19 protein-coding genes are annotated in these 22,642 nt (G+C 63.6%); 9 read left to right on the top strand and 10 right to left on the bottom strand.

The features are described 5' to 3' along the window. Nucleotides 1-27 precede the first annotated feature (27 nt). Nucleotides 28-1,380: an MFS transporter gene (locus AYX22_RS06565; protein WP_207596721.1), complete on the top strand. Its 1,353-nt coding sequence runs from the start codon at nt 28-30 to the stop codon at nt 1,378-1,380. Nucleotides 1,381-1,437: 57 nt separating this feature from the next. Here AYX22_RS06565 and AYX22_RS06560 read toward each other — a convergent pair whose 3' ends face one another. Next, nucleotides 1,438-2,373, bottom strand: coding sequence for a hypothetical protein (locus tag AYX22_RS06560; RefSeq protein ID WP_207596720.1), 936 nt, complete (start codon nt 2,371-2,373; stop codon nt 1,438-1,440). Between the two features lie 136 nt (nt 2,374-2,509). Next, complete coding sequence (gene purN / locus AYX22_RS06555; RefSeq protein ID WP_207596719.1) at nt 2,510-3,079, bottom strand: phosphoribosylglycinamide formyltransferase; 570 nt, start codon at nt 3,077-3,079, stop codon at nt 2,510-2,512. 11 nt (nt 3,080-3,090) lie between these two features. Between purN and AYX22_RS06550 the strand changes: the two genes are divergently transcribed. Continuing rightward, on the top strand, nt 3,091-3,540 hold the full coding sequence (locus tag AYX22_RS06550; protein ID WP_207596718.1) for a hypothetical protein: 450 nt from the start codon (nt 3,091-3,093) through the stop codon (nt 3,538-3,540). A gap of 44 nt (nt 3,541-3,584) precedes the next feature. Here the strand turns inward: AYX22_RS06550 and AYX22_RS06545 are convergent, their stop codons facing one another. The 5 genes from AYX22_RS06545 to AYX22_RS06525 form a co-directional block, all read right to left on the bottom strand. Further along, entirely contained in the window at nt 3,585-4,916 is a 1,332-nt protein-coding gene (locus AYX22_RS06545) for a DUF6350 family protein (RefSeq protein ID WP_207596717.1), read from the bottom strand. A 425-nt stretch (nt 4,917-5,341) separates the two neighbouring features. After that, entirely contained in the window at nt 5,342-6,379 is a 1,038-nt protein-coding gene (locus AYX22_RS06540) for a VOC family protein (RefSeq protein WP_207596716.1), read from the bottom strand. A 152-nt stretch (nt 6,380-6,531) separates the two neighbouring features. Then, nucleotides 6,532-6,909 (bottom strand): hypothetical protein, encoded by a 378-nt coding sequence (locus AYX22_RS06535; protein WP_207596715.1) that lies wholly within the window; start codon nt 6,907-6,909, stop codon nt 6,532-6,534. After that, complete coding sequence (locus tag AYX22_RS06530; protein WP_207596714.1) at nt 6,906-7,310, bottom strand: J domain-containing protein; 405 nt, start codon at nt 7,308-7,310, stop codon at nt 6,906-6,908. Before AYX22_RS06530 ends, AYX22_RS06535 begins: the two co-directional genes overlap by 4 nt. A gap of 226 nt (nt 7,311-7,536) precedes the next feature. Next, nucleotides 7,537-7,959, bottom strand: a complete 423-nt coding sequence (locus tag AYX22_RS06525; protein WP_207596713.1) for an HSP20 family small heat-shock protein — start codon at nt 7,957-7,959, stop codon at nt 7,537-7,539. A gap of 141 nt (nt 7,960-8,100) precedes the next feature. Here AYX22_RS06525 and AYX22_RS06520 point away from each other — a divergent pair, with 141 nt between their 5' ends. Further along, nucleotides 8,101-8,529, top strand: coding sequence for a MerR family transcriptional regulator (locus AYX22_RS06520; protein WP_207596712.1), 429 nt, complete (start codon nt 8,101-8,103; stop codon nt 8,527-8,529). A 150-nt stretch (nt 8,530-8,679) separates the two neighbouring features. Here the strand turns inward: AYX22_RS06520 and AYX22_RS06515 are convergent, their stop codons facing one another. Beyond that, on the bottom strand, nt 8,680-10,500 hold the full coding sequence (locus tag AYX22_RS06515; protein ID WP_207596711.1) for an FG-GAP-like repeat-containing protein: 1,821 nt from the start codon (nt 10,498-10,500) through the stop codon (nt 8,680-8,682). A gap of 218 nt (nt 10,501-10,718) precedes the next feature. Between AYX22_RS06515 and AYX22_RS06510 the strand changes: the two genes are divergently transcribed. The 6 genes from AYX22_RS06510 (at nt 10,719) to AYX22_RS06485 (ending at nt 18,518) form a co-directional block, all read left to right on the top strand. Further along, the gene (locus AYX22_RS06510) at nt 10,719-11,885 is read left to right on the top strand and encodes a glycosyltransferase family 1 protein (protein ID WP_207596710.1); all 1,167 of its coding nucleotides are present in this window, start codon (nt 10,719-10,721) and stop codon (nt 11,883-11,885) included. Beyond that, nucleotides 11,882-13,276, top strand: coding sequence for a UDP-glucose/GDP-mannose dehydrogenase family protein (locus AYX22_RS06505; protein ID WP_207596709.1), 1,395 nt, complete (start codon nt 11,882-11,884; stop codon nt 13,274-13,276). Before AYX22_RS06510 ends, AYX22_RS06505 begins: the two co-directional genes overlap by 4 nt. 23 nt (nt 13,277-13,299) lie before the next feature. Then, nucleotides 13,300-14,049, top strand: coding sequence for a tyrosine-protein phosphatase (locus tag AYX22_RS06500; protein WP_207596708.1), 750 nt, complete (start codon nt 13,300-13,302; stop codon nt 14,047-14,049). Between the two features lie 205 nt (nt 14,050-14,254). Continuing rightward, a complete protein-coding gene (locus tag AYX22_RS06495) occupies nt 14,255-14,710 on the top strand; it encodes a hypothetical protein (RefSeq protein ID WP_207596707.1) in 456 nt (151 codons plus the stop codon). 27 nt (nt 14,711-14,737) lie between these two features. Continuing rightward, nucleotides 14,738-16,936: a M48 family metalloprotease gene (locus AYX22_RS06490; protein WP_207596706.1), complete on the top strand. Its 2,199-nt coding sequence runs from the start codon at nt 14,738-14,740 to the stop codon at nt 16,934-16,936. A gap of 310 nt (nt 16,937-17,246) precedes the next feature. After that, a complete protein-coding gene (locus AYX22_RS06485) occupies nt 17,247-18,518 on the top strand; it encodes an MFS transporter (protein ID WP_207596705.1) in 1,272 nt (423 codons plus the stop codon). Here AYX22_RS06485 and AYX22_RS06480 read toward each other — a convergent pair. Together AYX22_RS06480 and AYX22_RS24000 are read right to left on the bottom strand one after the other, a co-directional pair. Beyond that, nucleotides 18,515-19,768 (bottom strand): APC family permease, encoded by a 1,254-nt coding sequence (locus tag AYX22_RS06480; protein ID WP_207596704.1) that lies wholly within the window; start codon nt 19,766-19,768, stop codon nt 18,515-18,517. The two genes, AYX22_RS06485 and AYX22_RS06480, sit on opposite strands and share 4 nt — an antisense overlap. A gap of 69 nt (nt 19,769-19,837) precedes the next feature. After that, entirely contained in the window at nt 19,838-22,405 is a 2,568-nt protein-coding gene (locus tag AYX22_RS24000) for a LuxR family transcriptional regulator (RefSeq protein ID WP_242703549.1), read from the bottom strand. Between the last annotated feature and the right edge of the window lie 237 nt (nt 22,406-22,642).

The following is a 22,642-nucleotide window of genomic DNA, read 5'->3' as shown; positions in this document are numbered from 1 at the left end:
CGCATAAAGTTGCATGCAGGAGGCCCAATGAATACATACACAGCCGTGCCCAGCGGCGAGCAAGTTGTGCAGGAACTGCCATGGCGGTGGAAGGTCCAGGGACGGATTTTCCTGATCGGCGGGCTCGGGTTCATGTTCGACGCTTGGGATGTCACGCTCAACGGCATCCTGATACCACTGCTGTCCAAGCACTGGTCGCTGCAACCGACTGACGCTGCGTGGATCGGCACGGCCAACCTGATCGGCATGGCCGTGGGTGCGTTCGCGTGGGGCACCATTGCCGACACCATTGGCCGCAAGAAAGCCTTCACAGCGACCCTCCTGATTTTCAGCATCTTCACGGTTCTGGGTGCTTTTGCGCCGGACATCGTGTGGTTCTGCATCTTCCGCTTCATGGCCGGCTTCGGCCTGGGCGGCTGCATCCCCGTGGATTATGCGCTGGTGGGTGAGTTCACTCCCCGCAAACAACGCGGCAAGGTGCTGACGGCCATGGACGGGTGGTGGCCGATCGGTGCTGCGCTCTGTGGTTTCGTCTCCGCCGGCCTGGTTGCTGCCTTCGGCGATTGGCGGCTCACGATGCTCATCATGGTGTTGCCCGCATTGCTCGTTTTCTGGGTTCGGCGTTCGGTGCCGGAATCTCCGCTGTTCTTGATTCGAGCGGGTAGACGGCAAGAGGCGGCGGCGGTGATCGACGGTCTGGTGGAAGCCACCGGTGCCGAGCCCCGCGCGTACAGTTTGCCCGAGCCTCAGGCCGCACCGCGCCTCTCCCCCGGCAGCGCGTGGGCACAGTTGCGCGGGATCTGGCAGTTCAATTGGAAGATTACGACCGCGGCCTGGGCCCTGTTCTTCAGCATCCTGTTGGTCTATTACTTGTCCCTCACGTGGATGCCGCGCATTCTTATCGGCGCCGGATTCGAGGAGTACAAGGCGTTCGTCACGACGGCGAGCATGGCCGCCGTCGGACTTCTGGGCGTGGTGGTGGCAGCGCTGCTGGTGGAGCGGGTGGGACGCAAGTGGATCCTTGCCATTACCGGTCCGTTGTCCGCGCTGACGCTGGTGATCGTGGCGTTCGTCGTGGATGTGCCATCGGCTGCTGTGTTCTGGCTGCTGGTGTTCGGCTTCGTGGTCCAGGTGGCCATTCCGGTCCTCTATGCCTACGTGTCCGAGCTGTACCCCACCGAACTTCGCGGCTCGGGCTTCGGCTGGGCTTCGACGTTCTCCCGCATCGGCGCCGGCTTCGGCCCGCTGGTGTTTGCCTCCTTCTTCTGGCCCGAGTTCGGGTTGGCGCAGTCGTTCGCGATGGCCGGTGGCCTGGTGCTGCTGTCCGTGCTGTGGATGGCGTTCTTCGCCCCGGAGACGAAGCAGCGCGTCCTCTCCTAACCCAACTAGGTAACAGTAAACGTCCCATTGAGCGCTCAGTGGAACGTTTACTGTTACCTAGTTGGGAGCCCAGCCGCGTTGTTCGAGCGCCCTGCGCACTTTGGCCACGGCGGACCTCGCGTCGTTGCCCATGTGCCGCTTTGAGATCCTCACCAAGGTCCATCCTGCGCGGCTGAAGTCTTCCTCACGGGCTATGTCCCGGACAATCTGCTCCGGATCTGAATGACCCTCACCTTCGTATTCCACGGCAACACGCTGTTCGCGATACGCCAGGTCCGGTTGACGTACGACGCCGGGACTCAGTTCCGTGGGCACGTTGACTTCCGCTGTGGGCAGCCCAGCCCTGTTCAGCGCCAGCCTAAGTCGCGTTTCGGGTGCGGAGTCGGCACCCACGCAAGCTTGTTCCAAGGCGGGGCGGGCCTTTCGGATACCCGGTGTCCCCCAGTGCCGGTCAAGCATCTCTTCGAGCTCATCCATGGTGCAATACGGGGAACTGCGTCCTTCAAATTCCGGCTTGGGCACACGCAACAGATGGTCAGCCACGACAGTGATCTCATCAATATCCATTCTCCGGGCACAGTCCAGCCATGTCCGGGCCCGGCTGGTGATGTACATTCCATCCAAAGCGGTGATCTCGTCTTCGAAGAACTGTCCCCTATGCCCGATCACGCCCCGGCGGCGCGGGATTCCGACGGTGTCAGGTCGCGAAATGTGAATACCCGGCTCATGGCTGCGTGGGAGGAATCCGGGAAACCCCCAAAGAAGGAACGCCGTCGCATGCGAAGCCGCGGAGAACGGCGTGACCAACGTCAAGGGTCTGGCGCGATCGGTCAACTGCAACTCGTCAACGGAGCCGGGTACATATATCTGACGGCTTGGTGAGTCCAGATCCCGATAACGCAGTCGCCCAACTGACACTCCGGCGTCGAGCGCTTCCTGCCTTGTAAAGGGCTTCGAAGTGAGGTCTGCCGGGAGCGGCCGCGGGATCTTCATCAGCCCATGCTGGCAAATGTGCCGGGAGCGTGGGGCGTTAACCACAGCCTTTCGTTCCTGCCACCCAACTAGGTAACAGCAAACGCTCTACTCAGGGCTGAGTGGAACACTTGCTGTTACTCAGTTGGGTGGGGACCTACGCGGGGGCGGCTGCGAGGTCCCGCAGGGTCTGGACCAGCAGGCGGCGCTCCACTACCTTGATGCGCTCGTGCAGGGTTTCCTCGGAGTCCTCCGGAAGCACGGCAACGGCTTCCTGGGCGATGATGGGCCCTGTGTCCACGCCGGCGTCGGCCCAGTGAACGGTGCAGCCCGTGACCTTCACGCCGTACGCAATGGCATCGCGTACTCCGTGGGCGCCCGGGAAGGACGGAAGCAGCGCGGGGTGTGTGTTGACGTACTTGCCGTCGAAAGCGTTGATGAAGTCTTCGCTGACGATCCTCATGAACCCGGAGGACACCACGACGTCCGGCGAGTAGGACAGCACCTTGTCGCGGAGGGCGGCGTCCCATTCAGCACGGGTTTCAAACGAGTTGAAGTTGACCACGAAGGTCTCAATGCCGGCCTCATCGGAGCGCTCCACGCCGTACGTGTCGGGGCGGTCGGCGCCCACGGCGGCGATCTCGACATCCAGTTCACCCGACTTCACGGCGTCGATGACTGCCTGAAGATTGGAACCGGTACCGGAGACGAGGACAACAATGCGCATTGCACTAGCTTATGGGCGGCTCGCGTAGGCTGGAAAACATGAATCCCGACGTCGGTCCCAAGCCGAGCCAGCAACCCCGCTCCGAGGCCGAAAAGTCCGCCCTCGGCAAGACCCAGATCCTGTTCCGTGCATTCCTTTTGACGGCGTTGGGCGCGTTCTTCGTGTTCTCCCTGAACGTGAACTATGTGTGGTTGAGCGCCATTCTGACGGTCGCGGGTATGGTGCTGGGGATCGTCGTCCTGGTCCGCACGCTGAAGTACAAGCACCCCCGGCTGATTCTCTTCGGGACGATCTCAGGCCTGGTGGTCACGGCCGTGATGTGCCTGCTCATCCTGACGTCGGTGCTCTTCTTCAACCAGGTCAGCCAGTACCAGGACTGCTCCCGCGGGGCGCTGACGGAATCCGCCAAGACGCAGTGCCTGACGCAGCTCGAGAACTCCATGCCGGGACCGCTTCGCTAACCCCCGTTCGCGGCAGTAGCCAGCGCTGACGGAAGAGGACCAGCTCAGGCGTGTTCGTCGTCGTACGCTGCTTCGTCGAGGTTCGCTTCGCGCTGCTTCTGGCTGCGTTCCAGCCACGGCCCCACTGCGTAGCCAATCACGACGCCGATACCCACTTCCGCGGCCAGCCAGACTGCCGTCCACAGCGGGTGGGGTCCGATTTCCGTGAGCCGCCCAATCCCGGCCGAACCGCGGGAGATCCACGCCAAGGCACCACCAAGGAGACCCGCAACGGCGCCAATGAACACACCCAGGAACAGGGTTGAGGCGGCGGCTGTGAACCATCGGGCTTTGATCTTGATGGAGAGCCACTCGTCAAAGTGGTTCTCGCCTTCGCGGAGGAACCACCAGCCCGCGAGGATACCGGCGACGACGGGCAGCGCGAGTGCCATGGCGCCGGCGTCGAGCTGTCCTGCGGGGAGGGCACCGAGGACCGGAACGGCCGGGAGCGGCCCGACCGCCGTACCCAGCGGACCCGCCGTGGAGCCGACGCCGAGCGAGAAGCCCGCACCGGTGGACCATGAAAGAGCGAAAATGACGAGGTTCGGCAGGAAGCCCAGCTGCGCGATGGTGAGCACGGCTCCCCCGAGGGCGCCGGCCTGGATTCCTTCGTAGACGGCGATGATGTCCGTCCAGTGCCACACGATGGTGACGGCCAGCAGGACCGCGGCCAAACAGACCGAAGCCATAGCCGCGACGAATCCGGCCTTCAACGCCGAGCCCACGTAGGAGCCCGCCCAGCGCGAATGCTGGCTGGTCTTCGCGAGCCACGCAACGGCGTCGACGCCGATCAGTCGGCTCCACGAACCGGCCTCTCGCCGAGCGCCCACGATCATGCCAAGGCCGAAGGACACCAGGGGGATGGTCATGGCGAACCAGAGGTTGATGACTACTTCAGGGGTGCGGCACACGAAGCCGGTGGCGGCCCCGAACGCCGCGTACACAACGAAAGCGCCGAGAAATGCCTGCCACAGTTGGTCGGTGTAGGAGGCCCGGGCGAGCCGACGACCCGCACGCCACGCAAGCAGGAACGGGATGAGCGTCAACCCCAGCGGAATGAGGGACAGCAGACCCGACCCCGGCTGGGCCGCAGTCCCGATATTGACCTGCGCCAGCTCCAGCGGAACACCATGGATCAGCAGCCACGCCTGGCCGCCCAAACGGGCCAGGGAGTCGACGTTCCGGTCCTGGAAACCATCGGTTGCCCACACTCCCACCAGCGGCAACACCACAACGATGGCCGAAATGAACGCTGCCTGCGCCGCTTCCAAACCACCCTGCAGCCAAAGGGGCATCGGGAGGCCACGGTTTCCGGTCTGATCAGCGCGCAGTTTCATCGTGATCTATCGTGCCACGGCAGGCCGCTCCCACCCCGCAGGCGCCCCTGAAATACCGCGAATTCCAGCGCTTTTTCCACGAAGCCGCCGTAAAATGGGAGGTGTTCTCCCGGGGCACGGAGCCCTCACCGACCATCTCAGCTCCGCCCCACCTGCACAGACTTTGCAAGGCCCGGAAACAATCGAAGCCGGGAACTAGGAGCGGCCAATGGATAGGTGTCACAACTCATAACAGAAAGTCGTACTAGCAGCTGGTGCAGCCGCCTCGGGATTCTCTCCTTAGGCTGCACCAGCCTTCTTTTGGGTCGCTTCTCCCCCACCTTGCGCCGAGGGGCGACGTCTCGGCACTTTGGGGCTCGCTTAGTGCCGAGAGCTGACCCCTCGGCGAGAAGTACGACGGCGGGTGGTTGCTTTACGGCCGAGAGCTAACCCTTCGCGAAGAAGTCCACTCCCGACACGTACTCCATGGCTTTCACGAACTTCGGATCCATCATCCGCTCGTAGGCCTCTTCTTCGGTGGGCTCAGCAACGCGGGAGTGGATCCACCAAAGATTTCCCAACGGATCCCGGACCCGGCCCACTACGTCTCCCCAGAACATCTCCGTCATATTCGTGACTGCCGTGGCACCAGCGGCGAGGGCAGCAGCGAAGGCGGCATCGCCGTCGCCGACGTAGACCCGCAGGAAAGCAGGAGTAGGAGGCCAGTCGGGCTGGGAATCAAAGGCGAGGATGTTCGAGTCGCCGATCTTGGCTTCAGCGTGCCCGATCGCCCCATCCTCCATCGGGACGCGAAACGCTTCCTTGGCGCCGAACGCAGCCGTGATGAAATCGAGGAGTTCCGGAGTGCTGCGCGAGATTATCCAGGGCTCGACGGATCGATATCCGGCCGGGACGGCAGGGACTCCTTCGGTACGTGTCACCGGAGCCATCGCCTTGACCTCATCCGGGACCGGCGCATCCGGCTGACCGGTCATATGCCGTCGGAGGGATTCGACCGCGTACTCCATTCCGGCGGCGTATTCCGGGGCGTCCCAGCGGCTGGCCGCTTCGTCGTCGGAGACGTCCCCCATGTGCGACATGATCCACCAGACGTTGCCCAACGGGTCCTGGACGCGGGCGCCGCGATCACCCCAGGCGCTGTTGTCGAGGACCGAAACCGCGGTGGCACCCGCAGCGAGGGCGGCGTGGAAGGCGGCGTCGGCGTCGTGCGTGTACAGGCGAAGGTACGACGGCGTTTCGGGCCAGTGCGCTCGGCTGTCGAACGCGAGGACTACTGAGTCGCCAATCCGCGCCTCCGCGTGCCCGATGGTGCCATCTTCCCCGACGACGCGGTCGATCTCCTCTGCCCCAAACGCTGCGGTGATGAACTCGAAGAGGGCGTTGGTGTCACGCGTGATGAGCCACGGACTGACGCTGGAGTAGCCGCTGGGAACTGTGCTGATACTCGGGTTTGCCGCGGTCATGACTGTGTCCTCTTCGTCGGGAGTTCAGTACTTTCAGGCTACGACTACTTGAGGTCAGGATGCGTCCGCTTTTGCTCCTAGCGCCGAGGGGTTACATCTCAGCACTTTGAGGGCTCGCTTAGGGCCGAGAGCCAACCCCTCGGGTGAGCCCGCTAGAGCTGGGGCCCGTAGATGAACTCCTTGGCGTGGTTGACGGCCTTCTTGAAAGCGTCGTTGCGGAGTGTCACCTGCTCCCCGCTGGCCCCTGCACTGGGTTCCAGGAACGTGGTAGGGCCCGGTCGGAGCATCCAGATGTCCCCAGCCGGCGGGAGGTAGAACACGCCAAATGAGCGATGCTCGGGGTCGTCGGTCCAGATAGGCACCACAGCAACTGCAGCGCCCGTGTCCGGGTTGATCCACTGGGCACGGGGCATCGGCTGTTCGTGGACCTCGGGGTCCAGGAATGGAGCCGTTCCCCTCCCCCAGCGTTTCTCGAACCGTTCGTAGAACGCGGGAATGATGTGGCCGTCGTAGGGACGCCAGGCACTCATGAATGGCTCCTTGGTGTTCTGAGGGTTCTGGATGAAGGCTCCCAACGGGTTGGCCCGAAAGACAAGGGCGGCTGGGGACGCCCTGGTTCCTTGCTGGCCGCTGGTTCGTGTCGATGGACTCGCACGTTGACCGGCGTTCCGGGCCTTCCTGCGGGCACACCGCTCCGCCGCGCCTGATCGTAAGCCGCCCGCTTTCCTGGGTCCGACAAAACGACGTACGCCTGCATGATGGCGTGCAGTTCCTGGAGGTCGGCCGCGGAGGTGGTGTCGCCGTCGTCGACCTTTTGGCGTGTATCCGGGTGATGGGTCCGGAGCAGCGTGCGGTAGGCGCGGGCGATCTCACGGGTCGTCGCGTCCGGCGACACGTGCAAAGTGGCGTAGTGGTCAGGTTGATCGCTCACGGTTGGTTCCGGTTTCCTGCAGCAGACTTGGGGATGGCCCCCGGGGTGAACCGGGGGCCATCAATCGGGAGACGACGGGCGGGGACCGCTTTCATGTGCGCTAAAAAACGCTGTGACGTGGCACGAAGCCTGCGCCCAACTATTCCGATGCGGCCGCCTCCGTTGTTCCCGATCGGCGCCCTGCCGGTTGGCCACCCCCGGGGAAGCCTTCCGGCAGGGCAGAGGATTAGGCGTTGATCTCTTGACGTTGTTCGTTGGACGTGATTTCGATGCGCCGCGGCTTGGCCTTCTCGGCGACGGGGATGCGGAGTGTCAGCACGCCCGCGTCGTAGCTGGCCTTGACGCCTTCGGTGTCCAAGGTGTCGCCCAGGATCAGTTGCCGGCTGAAGACGCCTTGCGGACGTTCGGCGGCGATCATCTCTGAGTTCTCGCCGGCCGGCGACTTCCGTTCTGCCTTGACCGTGAGGACGTTGCGCTCGACGTCGAGGTCGACGGAGTCGGGGCTCACACCGGGCAAATCAAAGGCAACGACAAACTCCTCGCCCTCCTGCCAGGCATCCATGGGCATTCCGGCAGGTCGTGCTGTTGTGCCAAAAACCTGTTGGGCGAGCCTGTCGAATTCGCGGAACGGGTCAGTGCGCATCAGCATTTTGTTCTCACTCCTCTGGTCGTGATGCTGATTTGTTGTTCTCCCAGCCTTCCCTGATCTGTGGTGGCTGGTATAGATTTTTTATAGCACTGGTGAGAAAGTAGTGCAAGTAGGTTTTCGGAAGATTTTCGGAGGTTCTTGATGGCGGGTTCGGACGGCGCTGCTGCGGAGACGCACGACGGCGGCCCGGCTGCTTCCGGGGCGGACGGCACCTCTGCCGGTGGCCGGGACGCTCGCGGCGTCTACGCGATCTCAGTGGCGGCGGAACTGGTTGGCACGGGGCAGCAGAACATCAGGCAGTACGAGCGCAAAGGGCTGGTCACCCCGGAAAGGACCGACGGCGGCACCCGGCGTTACAGCGAGGACGACCTTGCGACCCTGCGGCGGATCGGCGCACTCCTGGATGAGGGGCTGAACCTGGCCGGAGTGAAGCTGGTGCTCGAGTTGGAGGCGGAGAACCGAGGGCTGACGGAGGACAACCGTGGGCTGGTTGACGACAACCGGGAGTTGCGCGCCGATAACCGTGGGCTGCGGAAGGATCTGAAGCGGGCGCGGGGAGGGGACGCTTGAGTCCGCGAGTGAACAGTGCACTGACCGGGACCCGGACCTGAGCACTCTCCACCGAAGAGAAGAAGTCAAGGAGTACAGGGCAACTGGATGTGGTGAATCGAAGGTGGCATCAAACCATGACGTCGACACGTCCCGTTTTGGCCGCCTGTTTTACAGAATCGCCGTCATCCCGCCCCACCCCGTACCCACGCGGGAAGCCGTGGGCCATGCAGCTCCCCCACTGCCCGCGTACAACCACAGCTCACCCGCGGCGTTCCGCGCGAGGATGTCTGCACGTCCATCACCGTCGAAGTCACCTGGACCAAGCAGCGAGTTCATGACGTTCCAGCCCTGCCCAATAGCCCGCTGCGGCAGCCATCCACCGGAGCCATTGCCTGGGTAAAGCCAGAGCACACCGGAGGAGTCCCGGGCGGCAACATCGGGCGTGCCGTCGCTGTTGAAGTCGCCGACGCCGGTCATCTCGGACATTCCGTTCCAACCGGTACCCACCTGGATGGCAGACAGCCAACCGCCAGAGCCGTTACCCCGGTACACCCACAGAACGCCTGAGGCGGTACGGGCAGCGATATCCACGAAGGTGTCGCCGTTGAAGTCCCCGACGGACTCGATCGCGGTCATGCCAGCCCAGCCCATGCCCACCTGCACACGAGGCAGCCAACCACTCGAGCCATTGCCGGGGTAGAGCCAGAGCAGCCCTCCGCCATCACGGGCAAGGACGTCGGCATTCCCGTCACCGTTGAAGTCGCCGGGAGTAACCAGAGCCGTCATGATGTTCCAGCCCTGCCCTACTTGAACGCGATTCAGCCACCCGCCCGAGCCATCCCCCGGGTAGAGCCACAGGACGCCGGAAGCTTCCCGAGCCAAAACGTCCGTGAACCCGTCCCCGTTGAAATCATTCTTGACAGGCTGCTCCACGGTCCCGTCGATGATCCGCACAGAAGCAGTGCCGTAGCTGACGACGTACGCCTTGTTGGTGGAGGTGTTGACGGCAGCGGAGACCGGCTCGCTGCCTGTGTAAACGGCGTAGCTGCTGTTGCTCTGGCCATTGATGATGACGGTGCCCCCGCCGTTGGTCGGCGCATAGACCTTGTTGCTCGCGGGGTTCACGACGATCTCGCTGACACGCGTGGCGGTGCTGATGGTGGTCACTTCCGTGAAGGTCGCCCCATCAATGATTTTCACAAAGCCGTCCGTTGAAGCACTGTCTGCGGCTACATATATCTTGTTCGTCCCAGGATTAACCGCGAGGGTGCCGACGGTCTGCGAGAACGTGAGGCTCGCTCCACTGGTGTCGGTTGCGCCGTTGATTACGGAGAGCCGTGGCCCGAACCTGCTGATCGTCGTGATGTAAAGCTTGTTCGTTGTCTCGTTCATCGCTGCGCCCAAGATGCCTGCGCCGATGACGATCGTTGACGAGAGATTGCCGCTGGCGTTGATGACCTTGATGGTGCCACTGGACTGAACATAGACCTTGTCCGTCACGGAATTCACCAGGATGTCCTGCGCACCTCCGTCGAATGGCACAGAGGTGGTCGTGTTCGTAGCCCCATCAATGATGGTGAGGCCGGTCTTCACGGCCACGTAGATCTTGTTGGTCGTCTCGTTCACCGCCACAACGCCCGGCTCAGCCCCCACGGGAACCCACGTCACGGCACCGGAAACCCCATTTACAACGGCAACCGAGCCGCCGATCTCGCTGACGTAGATCTTGTTCGTCGCCGAGTTCACGGCAACGTCCACGGGCATGTCTCCCGAGTACAGGAGGCCTCCGTCGGACGTTCCGTTGATGACCGAAACGCCTTCGAATGAGGCAACGTACGCCTTGTTCGTCACAGGGTTTACGGCGATGGCACCAGGTTTGTCGCCCACAGGAACGATGTCCGTCACCGCATCAGCCACAGCCGGCGATCCGGGCGAACCGAAAGCTCCCAACAACAGCGCCAAGCCCAAACCGACAGCGACTGACCGCACCGCCGCCCAGCGCCGCCGTCGTACTCCAAGCGCGCGCGAATTATCCCCAGCAGCAAACATGGCAAGACCCCCAGAAGTCATGACGCCCCAGCGCGTCGGTGAAGCAGAGTCTACGCGCGCCCTGAGACAAACTGGAGCCCCACCTGTTAACCAACTCTTCCTCCACAGGCCACCCGTTCGAACCCGCCACGCCAACCGCCGCGACCACCGTGGAAGGCGTGAGGATCGCAATCGTCGCCGAATCATTCCTGCCATTGATGAACGGGGTAACCCACTCCATCCTGCGGGTGCTGGAGCATCTGCAAGAGCGCGGGGATGAGGTGATGGTGATCGCGCCGTCGACGTCGGACACTGATGTTTCGAGCGTCGAGAAGGGTGCGTATGTGCACCGTCTTCCCTCGGTGCCGCTGGCCGGCTACACGAATGTGCGGGTTGCGTTGGGTGGTGTGAATCGGGTCAAGCGAATCCTTGCCGATTTCTCCCCCGATGTTGTTCATCTCGCCTCCCCGTTCGTCCTCGGCTGGCGCGCCGTGCAGGCCGCCCACCAACTCGGCATCCCGACCGTGGCGATCTACCAAACCGAGGTTCCCAGCTACGCCGCCCGCTATGGCGTGCCGTTCCTGGAGAACTGGGCCTGGAACCGCGTGGACAACATCCATCTCCTGGCCACCCGAACCCTTGTGCCCTCCACGTTCGCGCTGAACCAGTTGCGCGGGCGAGGCATCCTGCGCGTGGACATGTGGCGTCGCGGCGTGGATACCGCGCGCTTCAACCCCGCCAAACGTTCGACGGCGTGGCGCAGCTCAGTAGCGCCCGACGGTCACCGGATCATCGGCTACGTCGGCCGGCTCGCCGTGGAGAAACAGGTTGAGGATCTTGCCGTGCTGGCTGATCTGCCCAATACGAAGCTGGTGATTGTGGGTGATGGCCCGCAGCGTGCGGCGCTGGAAGCTCAACTGCCAGACGCTGTATTCACGGGTTTCCTCGGCGGGGATGCACTGGCTGAGGCGGTCGCGGGTTTTGACCTCTTTGTTCATCCCGGCGAGTTCGAGACCTTCTGCCAGACCATCCAGGAGGCCATGGCATCGGGCGTTCCAGTGGTCGCTACCGGACGCGGCGGGCCCTTGGACTTGGTCGAAAACTCCCGCACCGGCTGGCTGTACGAGCCCGGAAACCTCACCCAACTCAGGGCATACGTCCAGGACCTGATGGGCGACGACGCCAAACGCCGCGCGTTCGCGACGGCAGCAACCGCCTCGGTCCAGGGGCGGACGTGGCCTGTGCTCAGCGCCGACCTGGTCCGGCACTACACCGAAGTCATCGCCTCCTTCTCCCGCGAAAACGGGCCCACAGAACTCACCTCAAGCAAAGGACCCTCCTCATGAAGATTTCCGTGATCGGCTGCGGCTACCTCGGCGCAGTCCACGCAGCAACGCTCGCTTCGATGGGCCACAGTGTGGTGGGCATCGACGTCGATTCCTCCAAGGTTGAACAGCTCAACAAAGCTGTGGCGCCATTCCATGAACCGGGTTTGGACGAGCTCCTTCAGGACGGGCGCACCACTGGCCGCCTCGTGTTCACCACCGATTTCTCCACCGCCGCAGAGGCCCAGGTGCACTTCCTCTGTGTGGGTACCCCGCAGTCCAAGACCTCTGACACAGCCGATCTCTCCTACTTGATGGGCGCCACGAAGAGCCTCCTGCCGCATCTGGCAAAGGGCGCCGCCGTCGTGGGTAAATCGACGGTGCCGGTAGGCACGGTGGATACGCTCCGTACGATACTGGCCCGACGCTCCGATGTGCTGCTCGGCTGGAACCCCGAGTTCCTGCGCCAGGGCACTGCGGTCAAGGATTCGCTGGTTCCCGATCGTCTGGTTTACGGCGTCCCGGGCGGCAAGGGTGCCGCTGCCGGCGCTCCGGTCACCGCCGTGCTGGATGCCGTGTACGAACCGCTGATCAGCGCCGGTATTCCGCGGCTCGTCTGCAATTTCGCGACGGCGGAACTGATCAAGTCGGCGTCGAATGCGTTCCTGGCCACCAAGGTCAGCTTCATCAACGCGATGGCCGAGCTCTGCGACGCGTCGGGCGCTGACGTGAGCGAGCTCAGCGAGGCGATGGGCCTGGACCCGCGCATCGGCAACCGATACCTGCACGCCGGGCTCGGGTTCGGTGGCGGCTGCCTGCCGAAGGACATCCGGTCGTTCCGTGCGCAGGCCCGCGAGCTGTCGGTGCCGTCCGTGGATGAGTGGATGGCCCTGGTTGATTCGGTGAACCTGGACCAGCGTTCCCGCGCCGTGGAAGTGGCCCGCGAGATGTGCCGCGGCTTCCTCTCCGGCCGCACGGTGACCATCCTGGGCGCAGCGTTCAAGCCTGACACTGACGACATCCGCGACTCCCCCGCCCTGGACGTCGCCCAACAACTCGCTGCCGCGGGCGCCCACGTCACCGTCACCGACCCCAAAGCAATCAACAACGCCTGGATCCGCTACCCGCAAATCCGCTTCGAGGCCGACACAAAACGCGCCCTCGAAGGCGCCGAACTGGTGCTACTGCTCACCGAATGGGACGAATACGTCTCGCTGTCACCTTCCGTTGTGGGAGGCCTAGTACGACGCCGGATGGTGCTGGACGCTCGAAACGTCCTGGACGCTGAGGCCTGGCGGAGTGCCGGGTGGACGGTCCGCGGGTTGGGGACGGGGGCGTCGGTTACTGCCGGGGAGCGGGGCGAGGGTGCCGCTGCGACGCGTGTCGGCGGGAAGAAGCACGCGCGGGCGTAGGGCCCCTTTGCTTTACTTGGGGCATGGAAGAGTCTGGCAGGAAGGACCGCGCGCTCCGGGTCGAAGGTCTGGTCAACGCCCGTGATCTTGGCGGTTTGGAACGTGCAGACGGAACCCTGACGCCGCACGGGGTGTTTTTCCGGAGCGACAACGTGGACCGGATAAGCCCCGATGGCTGGCAGCAAGTCCACGAGTCGGGCATCCGAACCGTCGTCGATCTTCGGCAACCTGGGGAACGTGAAAAGGACACCCGGAAACGCCCACCCTGGCTCACCACGATCAACGTGGATCTCGACGGCCTTGAGAACACCGAGTTCTGGGCTGGCTACTGGGACAACGGTTTGGTGGGAACGGCACTGTATTTCCTGCCCCACCTCAATGAGATGCCCGAACGAGCCGGGGCGGCTATCTCAGCCATACTCAACGCGGCGCCGGGCGGCGTCCTTTTTCACTGCATGGGTGGCAGGGACAGGACCGGAATTATTGCCATGATTCTGCTGTCGGCTGTGAACGCCGGCACCGAGGAAATCGTTGATGACTACCTCGAAACTGTCAGGCTGGGCGACGTCCGCGCTGCCAGCAGCAACAGAAACAATGCCGAATCCCTACTCAACGAACTCTGCGAGCGCCACGGAACCACCACCGAAGGAGCCTTCAGGACGGCTTTGGCCGGGTTGGACCTTCACGAATTCATCGAGGCCGCCGACCTCCCCGAGCGCGACCGCGCCGCCCTAGCCACTTGGCGCGGCACCATCCTTCCGCTCGGTTGCTAGTCGCCGAGCCAGCTGACGCCAGATCAGCGGCTCCGTTCCGCTGATCGAAAGGCGAAGCTCAACGGCGGCGGCCAATGGTCTTGTGGTCCCCCACCGTCAGGCGGACAATGTGTCCCACGGCAGACCTCCGAGTCTGTTCGATTCTCACCAAGGGGGCACCATGGGAGAGCTTGGCACGAACATCCCAATGGGCGAGACACGTGATGTGAGCACTGAACTGGCCCGGCTGATGATCGAGCGGGCCGCCCCGGATGAACTGCTCACCTTCGACGAAGTCGCCGACGAGTATTACGCGGATCCCGAATCCACTCTGAACCCGGCCCAGAATGATGAGGCCGTTGGTTTCGGCCTGGAGCTGGCCTTGCTGGCACCTTTTGCCCTCGCCGTGGCCCAGTTCATCATCGGTTTCCTCGGTGACTTGCTCCGCGATGTGGCCAAGGACGCGGTGAAGGACGCCGCCAGACCCGCAGTGACGGAAGCCGTCCGCAGGGTGTTGCGGCTGGGCTCCCCACAGGATTCCACCAGCGCAGCGATCGAACTCACCGCGGAACAGCGCGACCGCGTCTTCGCCGCCGCAAAAGAGCAGTCCAAACGGCTTGGCCTCGACGAAACCAAGGCAGATCTGCTGGGAAACGCAATCCTCGGGGTCCTCAGCAGGTAGCTCTTCAACCCTTAGAAGGCGGTCAGCATGGACCAGAAGCCGTTGGCGCCAGCAGTTGATCGTCGCCGGGTTAACGTACTCGCCCTCCCCGCACCCACCACTGGCCTGTATGTTCTCTTCATTGCTGCGCTTCTCGCGGTCGGCTTGTTTGTGGGCTCATGGATGCACAACGTGGTCCTTGGCAGGGAATGGGTCCAGGAGTTGGGTAAGTGTTTGGCCCTGGATTTCGCCCAGCAACAGCAATGCACGGCGCCGCTGGAGATCAGGCGGGGTCTGTGGTCTCTGGCCGGAGCGGGGGTCATGGCAGTGTTTGCCGTGGCCGTCATGTTCGTTGTGCCACTGATGATTCGACGGCGGCGTGCCCTGCAGGTGCCCGCGCCAAAGCACAGCGCGGTGGTGGACCGTTTCGGCCAGCTGGCGTCCGAGGCCGGCCTGCGTCGTGTACCCAAGCTCTACCTCGGTCCGGCACGGATGGGAGATGCTTTCTCCTTCGGCAGGCCCGGCTCAGCGGCGGTTGCCCTGCCGCCAAAAATTGTCGGTCTGCTTGTACGGCCCGGACCGGCCGACGGCGTCGTTCTCCATGAGTTCGCGCATATCCGTCACCGCGACGTTGAATTGGCGTGGCTGGCTCGGAGCTCGTGGTACGTGACTCTGGTGGTGCTTCTCGTTCCCGTCGCAGGCGCCATATGGGAAGGGCCTTCGCTGCTTCCCTACTACCTCTGGCGTGCGGCCCTGCTGGCTGTGGTGGTGGAGATTGTGACAGCTGCCTTGCTCCGCTCACGCGAGCATGATGCCGACCTGCGGGCCGGGCAGAGGTCATACGAGAAGGTCAGTGCCAGCTTGGGACTCCTCGGACCCGGCACTCCTGCCACGTGGATACGGCGCCTGCGCATGCGCCACCCGACACGCGCAGCTCGAGTCACTGTCCTCAACGCTCCCAGTAAAGCCGCCACCAGCGACTTCCTCCGCTCGCTGAGCGCCGGTGCCCTCGCCGGGATTCTTGGTCCCTTGGTGGTGGGGACCGCCACCGCCCTGCTGACGGGATCCGGCGTCGTACTGGGTGGCATCTGGGCTTCAGCGGTGGTGACGGGATCGCTCCTGGGTTTTACCGTCGGCCTTGATCTTTGGCGATCACGGTTCGCTGCTGCGTTAGCGGGCGCTTATCCGGCGGAATCCCCTCATTCGGCCCGGGGTGCGGGGGTTCCACTGTCGGGGCACGGGTTGCCGGGTGTCTTCAGGGTTGCCGTCGGTGTTGCCGTGGGCCTGGCGCTGGGACAAGTCCTGTCGTTCGCGGGGATAGGGCAGGACGTTTCAGCACCGGTGGATCCTGTGACGTTGATCGCTCCCATTATCGCCGGGCTCGGAACAGTGTTCATCTGCGCGGGTTTCGCCAGCATAGGTCTCCCCCTGGCAGTCCTGGCCAGGCGTCCCCGGCATTTCTGGCTGCCTGTGGCATTGCTCAGCACCGCAACTTTTGTGGTCACCACCTGGATGGCCGACAGCTTGGATCTTGCCCTCACAAACTTCGGGTGGTTGGGCGGCGCATTGTGGATCCAGTACGGCTACGACGAGTGGCCGGGAATCGGCGTTGCCCTGGTGCTGGGCATCACAGCCATCATCGCGGCTTGTTATGGGCAGTTCTTCCGTGGACGTGAAGCCCGTGACTGGATGTACTTTAAAGACAACAAGGACGACGACGGCGGCCTTGACTCCCAGCGTCGCCCTCACCTTAAGGCTCCCGGCAGTTCGTTCTGGTTGCCTTTGATCCTTGGCTTGGTGGCAGGCATCGCAGGGAGCATATTCCTTGTGTCGCAGCTCTTGCGGATCAGTCCCATCAGGACCGCGGAAGCGGCTTCCCAAGCCGATTTCCTCTGGGTAAGCACCACGGTGCTGTGCTGGGCTTCCGTGTCAGCCGTGCTCTGCCTGGTAAATCCCGCTACTGGTCCTGCCACTACTTTCATCGCGGGACCTCTGATGCTGGCGCTCTGTGCCATGGGTGTTGCTGTCTTTTGGTTGGCCAGCACGGATTCAGTGCCGTGGGACGTGCTGCTGAGCATCTGGGCACCGGCCATGGCGCGGGGGTTCGCCATCTCCCTCATTGTCGTCAGCGTCACCGTCACTCTTCGCCTCGCGGTGCAGGCGGTGATCGGCTTCGCGAACCGTGTGAGCCGGGCGAACCGGACGACGCGGGCAGCTGAGCCACGCGGCCGGGCGGCCACCACCTAGGCGCTCCGCGTCACCACCTATTTCTTCCGCACCAACACCTAATTTCTCCACTGACGGCACCTAGTTGCCCGGATTTGGCACCTAGTGCCGGGAAACGGGCCATAGTCTCCTCTTGTGCCTCCGAAGCGGGAGTCCCGGTGTCCGGCGGGAGCCCCACCCGCTTTGGCGTAGGAGGCACTACGGCACGGCTCCACCCGTCTACCCCCCGGTGGAGTCGTGCCCAAGCCAGAGACGCCGCGAGTCGTCACAGGAGTAAACGAGAACGATTATTGATAATCTCGAACGTGCCTGCCGCCAAGGAAAGCCGTTCATGAAACCCGCCACCAGCTCCACCCAGACACCCCTCCAGACAGAGGGACGGCCAGCCAGGCCCAACCCGAAGCTCCTGCTCTCCAGCCAGCTGATTTTCAACATCGGGTTCTACTCTGTGGTGCCGTTCATTGCCCTCACCATGGCCAATGACTTCGCCATGAGTGCGGTGGCCATCGGCGTCGTCCTGGGAGCACGGACCTTCGCCCAGCAAGGGATGTTCCTGGTGGGCGGTGCCATCTCCGATCGCTGGGGCGCCCGCTACACCATGGTCGCCGGGTGCATCGTCCGGGTCAGTGGCTATTTGCTGTTGGCGGCGGCCGACAATTTCAGTCTCTTCCTCGCGGGTGCGATCGTCACCGGCGTCGGTGGCGCGTTGTTCTCGCCCGCACTCGAAAGCCTGGTCGCCGCAGCCGAGGAACGACGCGAACCGTCCGGGAAACACCGGCCAACCCTCTTCGCCTCGCTGGTCATCGTCGGCGAATTCGGCGCCGTGGCTGGCCCACTGCTCGGCAGCCTGCTCCTGGGTTTCGGCTTCGAAGTCTCCCTCTACGTCGCCTCGGCCATCTTCGCGGTCATGGCTTTCGTCTTCTGGCGCTTCCTGCCAAGCGCCGACCACAGCGGACAGCCAACTGACGCAGCAGTCCCCAAACACCAGCTCCTGGCCTGCCTGCGCGACAAGCGCTTTGTGGCGTTCGCCTGCTTCTTCAGTGTCAGCCTGCTGGCGCACAATCAGTTGTACTTCGGCCTCCCGGTGGAGCTGCGACGCAGCGGTCTCGACGCCGGCACACTCGGCTTGGTTTTCGCGTACGCCTCGTTGTTGACAGTCACACTGCAGTGGCCCGTCGCCAAGCTCATGCGCCGATTCGGCGAGCGCAACGCCCTGACTTTAGGCCTCAGTCTGAAAGCCGCAGGATTCACCGCCGTCGCAATCCTTGCTACTCAGCCACCCATCGCCTCGCTGCCGGTTCTGCCGGCACTGGCACTCGTCACAGGCCTGTGCCTGGGGAACATGTGCGCGACTCCCACGGCAATGCGGCTCGTGCTGGACTTCGCCGGCGGCCGACCCACCGGCGCCTACTACGGACTCCTCGCCAGTTGCGGCGGCGCCATGGTGCTGATCGGCAACACGGCCATGGCACCGTTATACGAGTTTGCTGACCAGACGTCGACGGCGGCCGCCTCGCCGTGGCTGTTCACTGGCGTTATCGCTGTGGTCTCGGCTGTTGCAATCCGCCGATTCTTGCCGGTTCCCGCCCGCTCAGCCGCCTAGCGGCTGACCCGCAGACGGATCACCCTGTAAGCGATACCCACCACGAACATCAGCACACCCAGCCCGGCGGACAACGGCGGCAGCGTCGCGACAAGTACAACGCACGCAACCGCACCGGCCACCTGCAGGAACTTCGGGTAGCGACGATCCTCGTCTGGCTGGGTGTAGGCTGCGACGTTCGCCACCAGGTAATAGAGCAACACGCCGAATGATGAGAAGCCGATGGCCCCGCGAAGATCGGCCACGGCAATGATCAGGCAGATCACCACGGCAAGAGTTACCTCGGCCCTATGGGGCACCTTGTATTTCGGGTGCACGGCAGAGAGCCAGTTCGGCAGGTCGTGTTCGCGGGCCATCGCCAGGCTCGTGCGGCCGAGTCCGGCAACCAGTGCCAACAGGGCACCCAGCGAGGCAACGGCGGCCCCAATACGAACAACAGGCGAGGCCCACGCCAAGGTTCCTGCGTCCACTGCATCAGCCAGCGGTGTCGGCGTGGCAGCCACACCTTCCGGGCCGAGTGCCGCGAGCAGTGTCACCGCAATAACGGCGTAGATGAGAATCGTGATGCCTAAGGCGATGCCGATCGCCCGGGGAATAGTGCGCTTGGGCTCACGGACTTCCTCGCCCATGGTCGCGATCCTCGCATACCCGGCGAATGCGAAGAACAGCAGCCCTGCGGATTGCAGGATCCCGTACCAGCCCTCCGCCAGCAGCCCCTCCCCCGCAAAGTCGCCAAAGTCGGGCCCTGACCCACCCCACACTGCGGTGACAGCAATGGCCAGGGCCGCCAGCACCACGATCACCAAGACACGGGTCAGCCCAGCTGTCCGGGTCACCCCGTGATAGTTCACCGCTGTCAGAAGTACGACGGCGGCAATCGCCACCGGGCGTTCCCACCCTTGCGGTGCGGCATAGGCGGCGAACGTCATGGCCATGGCAGCAGCACTGGCGGTCTTGCCAATGATGAAACCCCAGCCGGCAAGGAACCCGGCCCACGGTCCCAACCGTTCCCGTCCGTAGACATAGGTACCACCGGAGGTTGGGTATCTGGCAGCGAGCTGAGCTGACGACGTGGCATTGCAGAAGGCTACGAATGCAGCCACTACCAAGCCGATCAGCAGTCCGGATCCCGCCGCGGCAGCGGCCGGGGTGAAAGCTGCGAACACCCCGGCGCCGATCATGGAACCCAAGCCGATAAGCGAAGCATCGAACGTGCCGAGTCGGCGGGCCAAAGCCGGGGAGTTATTCACTGACACCCTTCACGCTGAGGGGCCGGGCTCAGGGCGTGGCGTCGGAGACCGGCGTTGGGAGAATTGGTTTTAGCTTATCCCGGCTCCTCGCGGTGGAAGTGAATTCCCGACGAGCATGAAGAGTCCGTTGCGGGACGTTGCGCCTGTCTTGCGCAGCGCGTTGGAGATGTGGTTTTCCACTGTCCTGGCACTGATGCCCAGGTGTTCGGCAATCTCCACGTTGGTGCGATGGCCCGCCAGCACGGCAACCTCGATCTCCCGCTCAGTCAGTGGCGTGGTCCTGAACGAGTTGAAGGAAAGTTGCTCATTGGCTGACGGGAACCGGACCGCGAACATGGATGAGGCCTGGGCCATGGCGTCGGCTGCGGCAGTATTCCCCTCGATGACGTGCCTCTTGAGTGCACCCCGGAGAAGCATCCCCACCTGGTAGGTGTCGATGTCCGGTTCGTAGTGCTTCAGCAGCAGACCAAGGAGCTGGTGGTCCCCTTCAACAACGGCGGTGGCAATGCCGATGAGTTGATCGTGAACCGTGACGCCACTGTCCCGCAGGATCTTCTGCAGCAGGTCCAGAACTGGACGTCCAGGGTTCAGACACGTGCAGAGGAGCGCCGTCATCATGGCTTCCAGCACGTAGCCGCTCTTCAGCTGACGCCTGACGAGTTTCGCGGCTTTGCGGTCGAACGTCGAAGGTTGCGCGCTGTCGTGGGCAATCAGTTCGTAGGCTCCCTTTCCAATGCCAGGCAAGGGGCCGACGTCGGGTACTTCTGTCCGCGCCTGCGCGGCAATCGAGAGGGCCGGTGGTGTGGCGGTGGTCGCGTGGCGAAGCCCCGCCAGGCGCAGCATCGCGTCGTAGAGGGCGTCCACCACAAAGCCTGGCCGGCCCATGGCGAAGACACTGCTCATGAGGTACTCCGCTTCCTCAAAGTGCCCGCGATACAGCAGTCCGTGGGCAGCGACGTAGCTGCTGGTGACCACCCCGAACTGGTCCAGGTTCTTGCGTGCTTCGGCCCGCCAGTCCAGCGCAAAGACGAGAGATTCCTCGATTCGTCCGGCAGCGAACAGCGCGAAACCTCGAATGAAGGGCCGCAGATGGGAGAAGGTGTCGTCATCGGTCTGACCGTCGACAGCTTCGTAGGCTGCAGCTGGCCTGAAGCGGTAGAGCTCCAGCAGCCCGTGGACCAGGCTGCCCATCCCTGACGGCTTGGTTTCGGGCGCGCTTGTGGGTGTGTCCACAGGGACCCTTCCGTGGGAGGCACTCAGGAAGGTGATCGCGTGGGCGGATTCCGCGGCATGGTGCGGATTATCGTCAGCGAACTTTTGGAGGATGTCGACGGCGGCACCTGGGCCTTGCCCGGTGTGGACCGCGAGCATTGCGCGGGTAATGGTGACAAACAGGACGTCCTTGGGGTCGGCGTCGGACGTTGTTGTTTCACTGCAGACGCGGGCTGCCCGTTGGACATCCACGGGAGCACCCCAATAGATCCGAAGCAGGGCCGCAGCGTTGGCGGCGGACTTGTTGGCTTCCCATCGCTCGAAACGGATACGTTCACGATCGGAACTGTGGTCGTGGAAGTGGCGGGCGGTGACGGCGTCGCCGTCGCCCTTTTCCAGACGCAGCGTAGCCAAAACCCGGACGAGGCAGTCTGCCGTTGTTTGGTTTTCCTGTTCCGCGCGCGGCGCGGCCTCCAGAACGCCGGCGATCTTTCGTCGCAGCAGTTTCCGGTCCCTGAGGTTCTTGTTGCCGCGGAAGTAATCAGCGATGACGGGTGGGCTGATGGCGGCGATGGAGCCGTTGTGGTGGTCGTCCATGACGGAGAGGAACCCCCTGCGTTCGAGACCTTCCAGGGCATCGGGCTCGATGACCTTCTGCAGGACGTCCACACGCGCGGTGCCGAGGATTGCCATGGTGTGCAGGGCTGTGAACTCGTCGGCGCTGAGCTCTGCCAGGAGCGACTCAAGTGTCCCCCGCAGGTGCTCGTTCCAGAGGGTGTTGGTGGTCATGCCCCACTGCTTGTCCTTCATGACCAAGAGGTTGCTCAGGGAAGCGGTCTCGGCAATCCGCACGATGAGGCGCGGGTTGCCGGCAGACTTGGTGAGGATCCGGGCTGTGGTGTCTGCGTCCGCTGGGGCACCGAGGACTTGTGCGATCAGCATGTGAACCTGCTCGTAGTGGAGCGGGTCCAGCTGCAGGTGTGCCTCGCGGCCGTTGTTGAGGATGGCCAGTTGCCCTTTGGAGAATGCCCAGGTCTCGGGCGCCGTGGCAACCATAGGACAAGTGGATCGGCGCCGAACCGCCTCCAGAACCGCCAGTGATTCGCTGTCAACGAGGTGAAGGTCGTCGACGACAAGCAGGTGCTTTCCGTTGGTGGCCAGTTGGCTGGTCAGCACGTCCGCGATGTCGAAGACGCCGCTGCGGCCGGGCCGCAAGTCCAGCCCCAGTCCTTTGATGGCCGCGAAGGGGAGGGTGCGGTGCGTGCGCAGTCCGGTGATGAAGTGAACGGCTACTCCGGTCTTTTCCAGATTGCTCATCACACTGCGGACCACGGACGTTTTGCCGCTGCCCGGCGCACCGACGACCCGCACGCCGATTCCGCGTGCGACAAAGTCGAGGATTCGCTGAACCTCAGAATCGAACACTCGACCCAACCTTCTGTTTCTGTGGATGCCCGACATGCGGCTCACTTCGCAGGCTAGATCGAGAAATCGGGACTAGGTGGCAAAACGGCCTTGCACAGGCCAATTTGGGTCCATCTAGGTGGTGATTTGGGCAAATATAGGTGGTGGCGGGACTCGTCTAGGTGGTGGGGCTGTTCGGAAATCAGGTGATCCATGGGATGCTCCCTCAGCTCTGTGGGTGGATTATCTCCAACGCTA

Source organism: Arthrobacter sp. D5-1 (genome assembly GCF_017357425.1).
GTDB lineage: Bacteria > Actinomycetota > Actinomycetes > Actinomycetales > Micrococcaceae > Arthrobacter.
This window is presented reverse-complemented; position numbering and strand designations above follow the sequence as displayed.

Coding starts and splice junctions, on each gene's coding strand:
- AYX22_RS06540 (WP_207596716.1), bottom strand. CDS start 6,379: ATGACCGCGGCAAACCCGAGTATCAGCACAGTTCCCAGCGGCTACTCC.
- purN (WP_207596719.1), bottom strand. CDS start 3,079: ATGCGCATTGTTGTCCTCGTCTCCGGTACCGGTTCCAATCTTCAGGCA.
- AYX22_RS06490 (WP_207596706.1), top strand. CDS start 14,738: ATGGACCAGAAGCCGTTGGCGCCAGCAGTTGATCGTCGCCGGGTTAAC.
- AYX22_RS06560 (WP_207596720.1), bottom strand. CDS start 2,373: ATGAAGATCCCGCGGCCGCTCCCGGCAGACCTCACTTCGAAGCCCTTT.
- AYX22_RS06500 (WP_207596708.1), top strand. CDS start 13,300: ATGGAAGAGTCTGGCAGGAAGGACCGCGCGCTCCGGGTCGAAGGTCTG.
- AYX22_RS06565 (WP_207596721.1), top strand. CDS start 28: ATGAATACATACACAGCCGTGCCCAGCGGCGAGCAAGTTGTGCAGGAA.
- AYX22_RS06550 (WP_207596718.1), top strand. CDS start 3,091: ATGGGCGGCTCGCGTAGGCTGGAAAACATGAATCCCGACGTCGGTCCC.
- AYX22_RS06525 (WP_207596713.1), bottom strand. CDS start 7,959: ATGCTGATGCGCACTGACCCGTTCCGCGAATTCGACAGGCTCGCCCAA.
- AYX22_RS06485 (WP_207596705.1), top strand. CDS start 17,247: ATGAAACCCGCCACCAGCTCCACCCAGACACCCCTCCAGACAGAGGGA.
- AYX22_RS06520 (WP_207596712.1), top strand. CDS start 8,101: ATGGCGGGTTCGGACGGCGCTGCTGCGGAGACGCACGACGGCGGCCCG.
- AYX22_RS06545 (WP_207596717.1), bottom strand. CDS start 4,916: ATGAAACTGCGCGCTGATCAGACCGGAAACCGTGGCCTCCCGATGCCC.
- AYX22_RS06535 (WP_207596715.1), bottom strand. CDS start 6,909: ATGAGTGCCTGGCGTCCCTACGACGGCCACATCATTCCCGCGTTCTAC.
- AYX22_RS06505 (WP_207596709.1), top strand. CDS start 11,882: ATGAAGATTTCCGTGATCGGCTGCGGCTACCTCGGCGCAGTCCACGCA.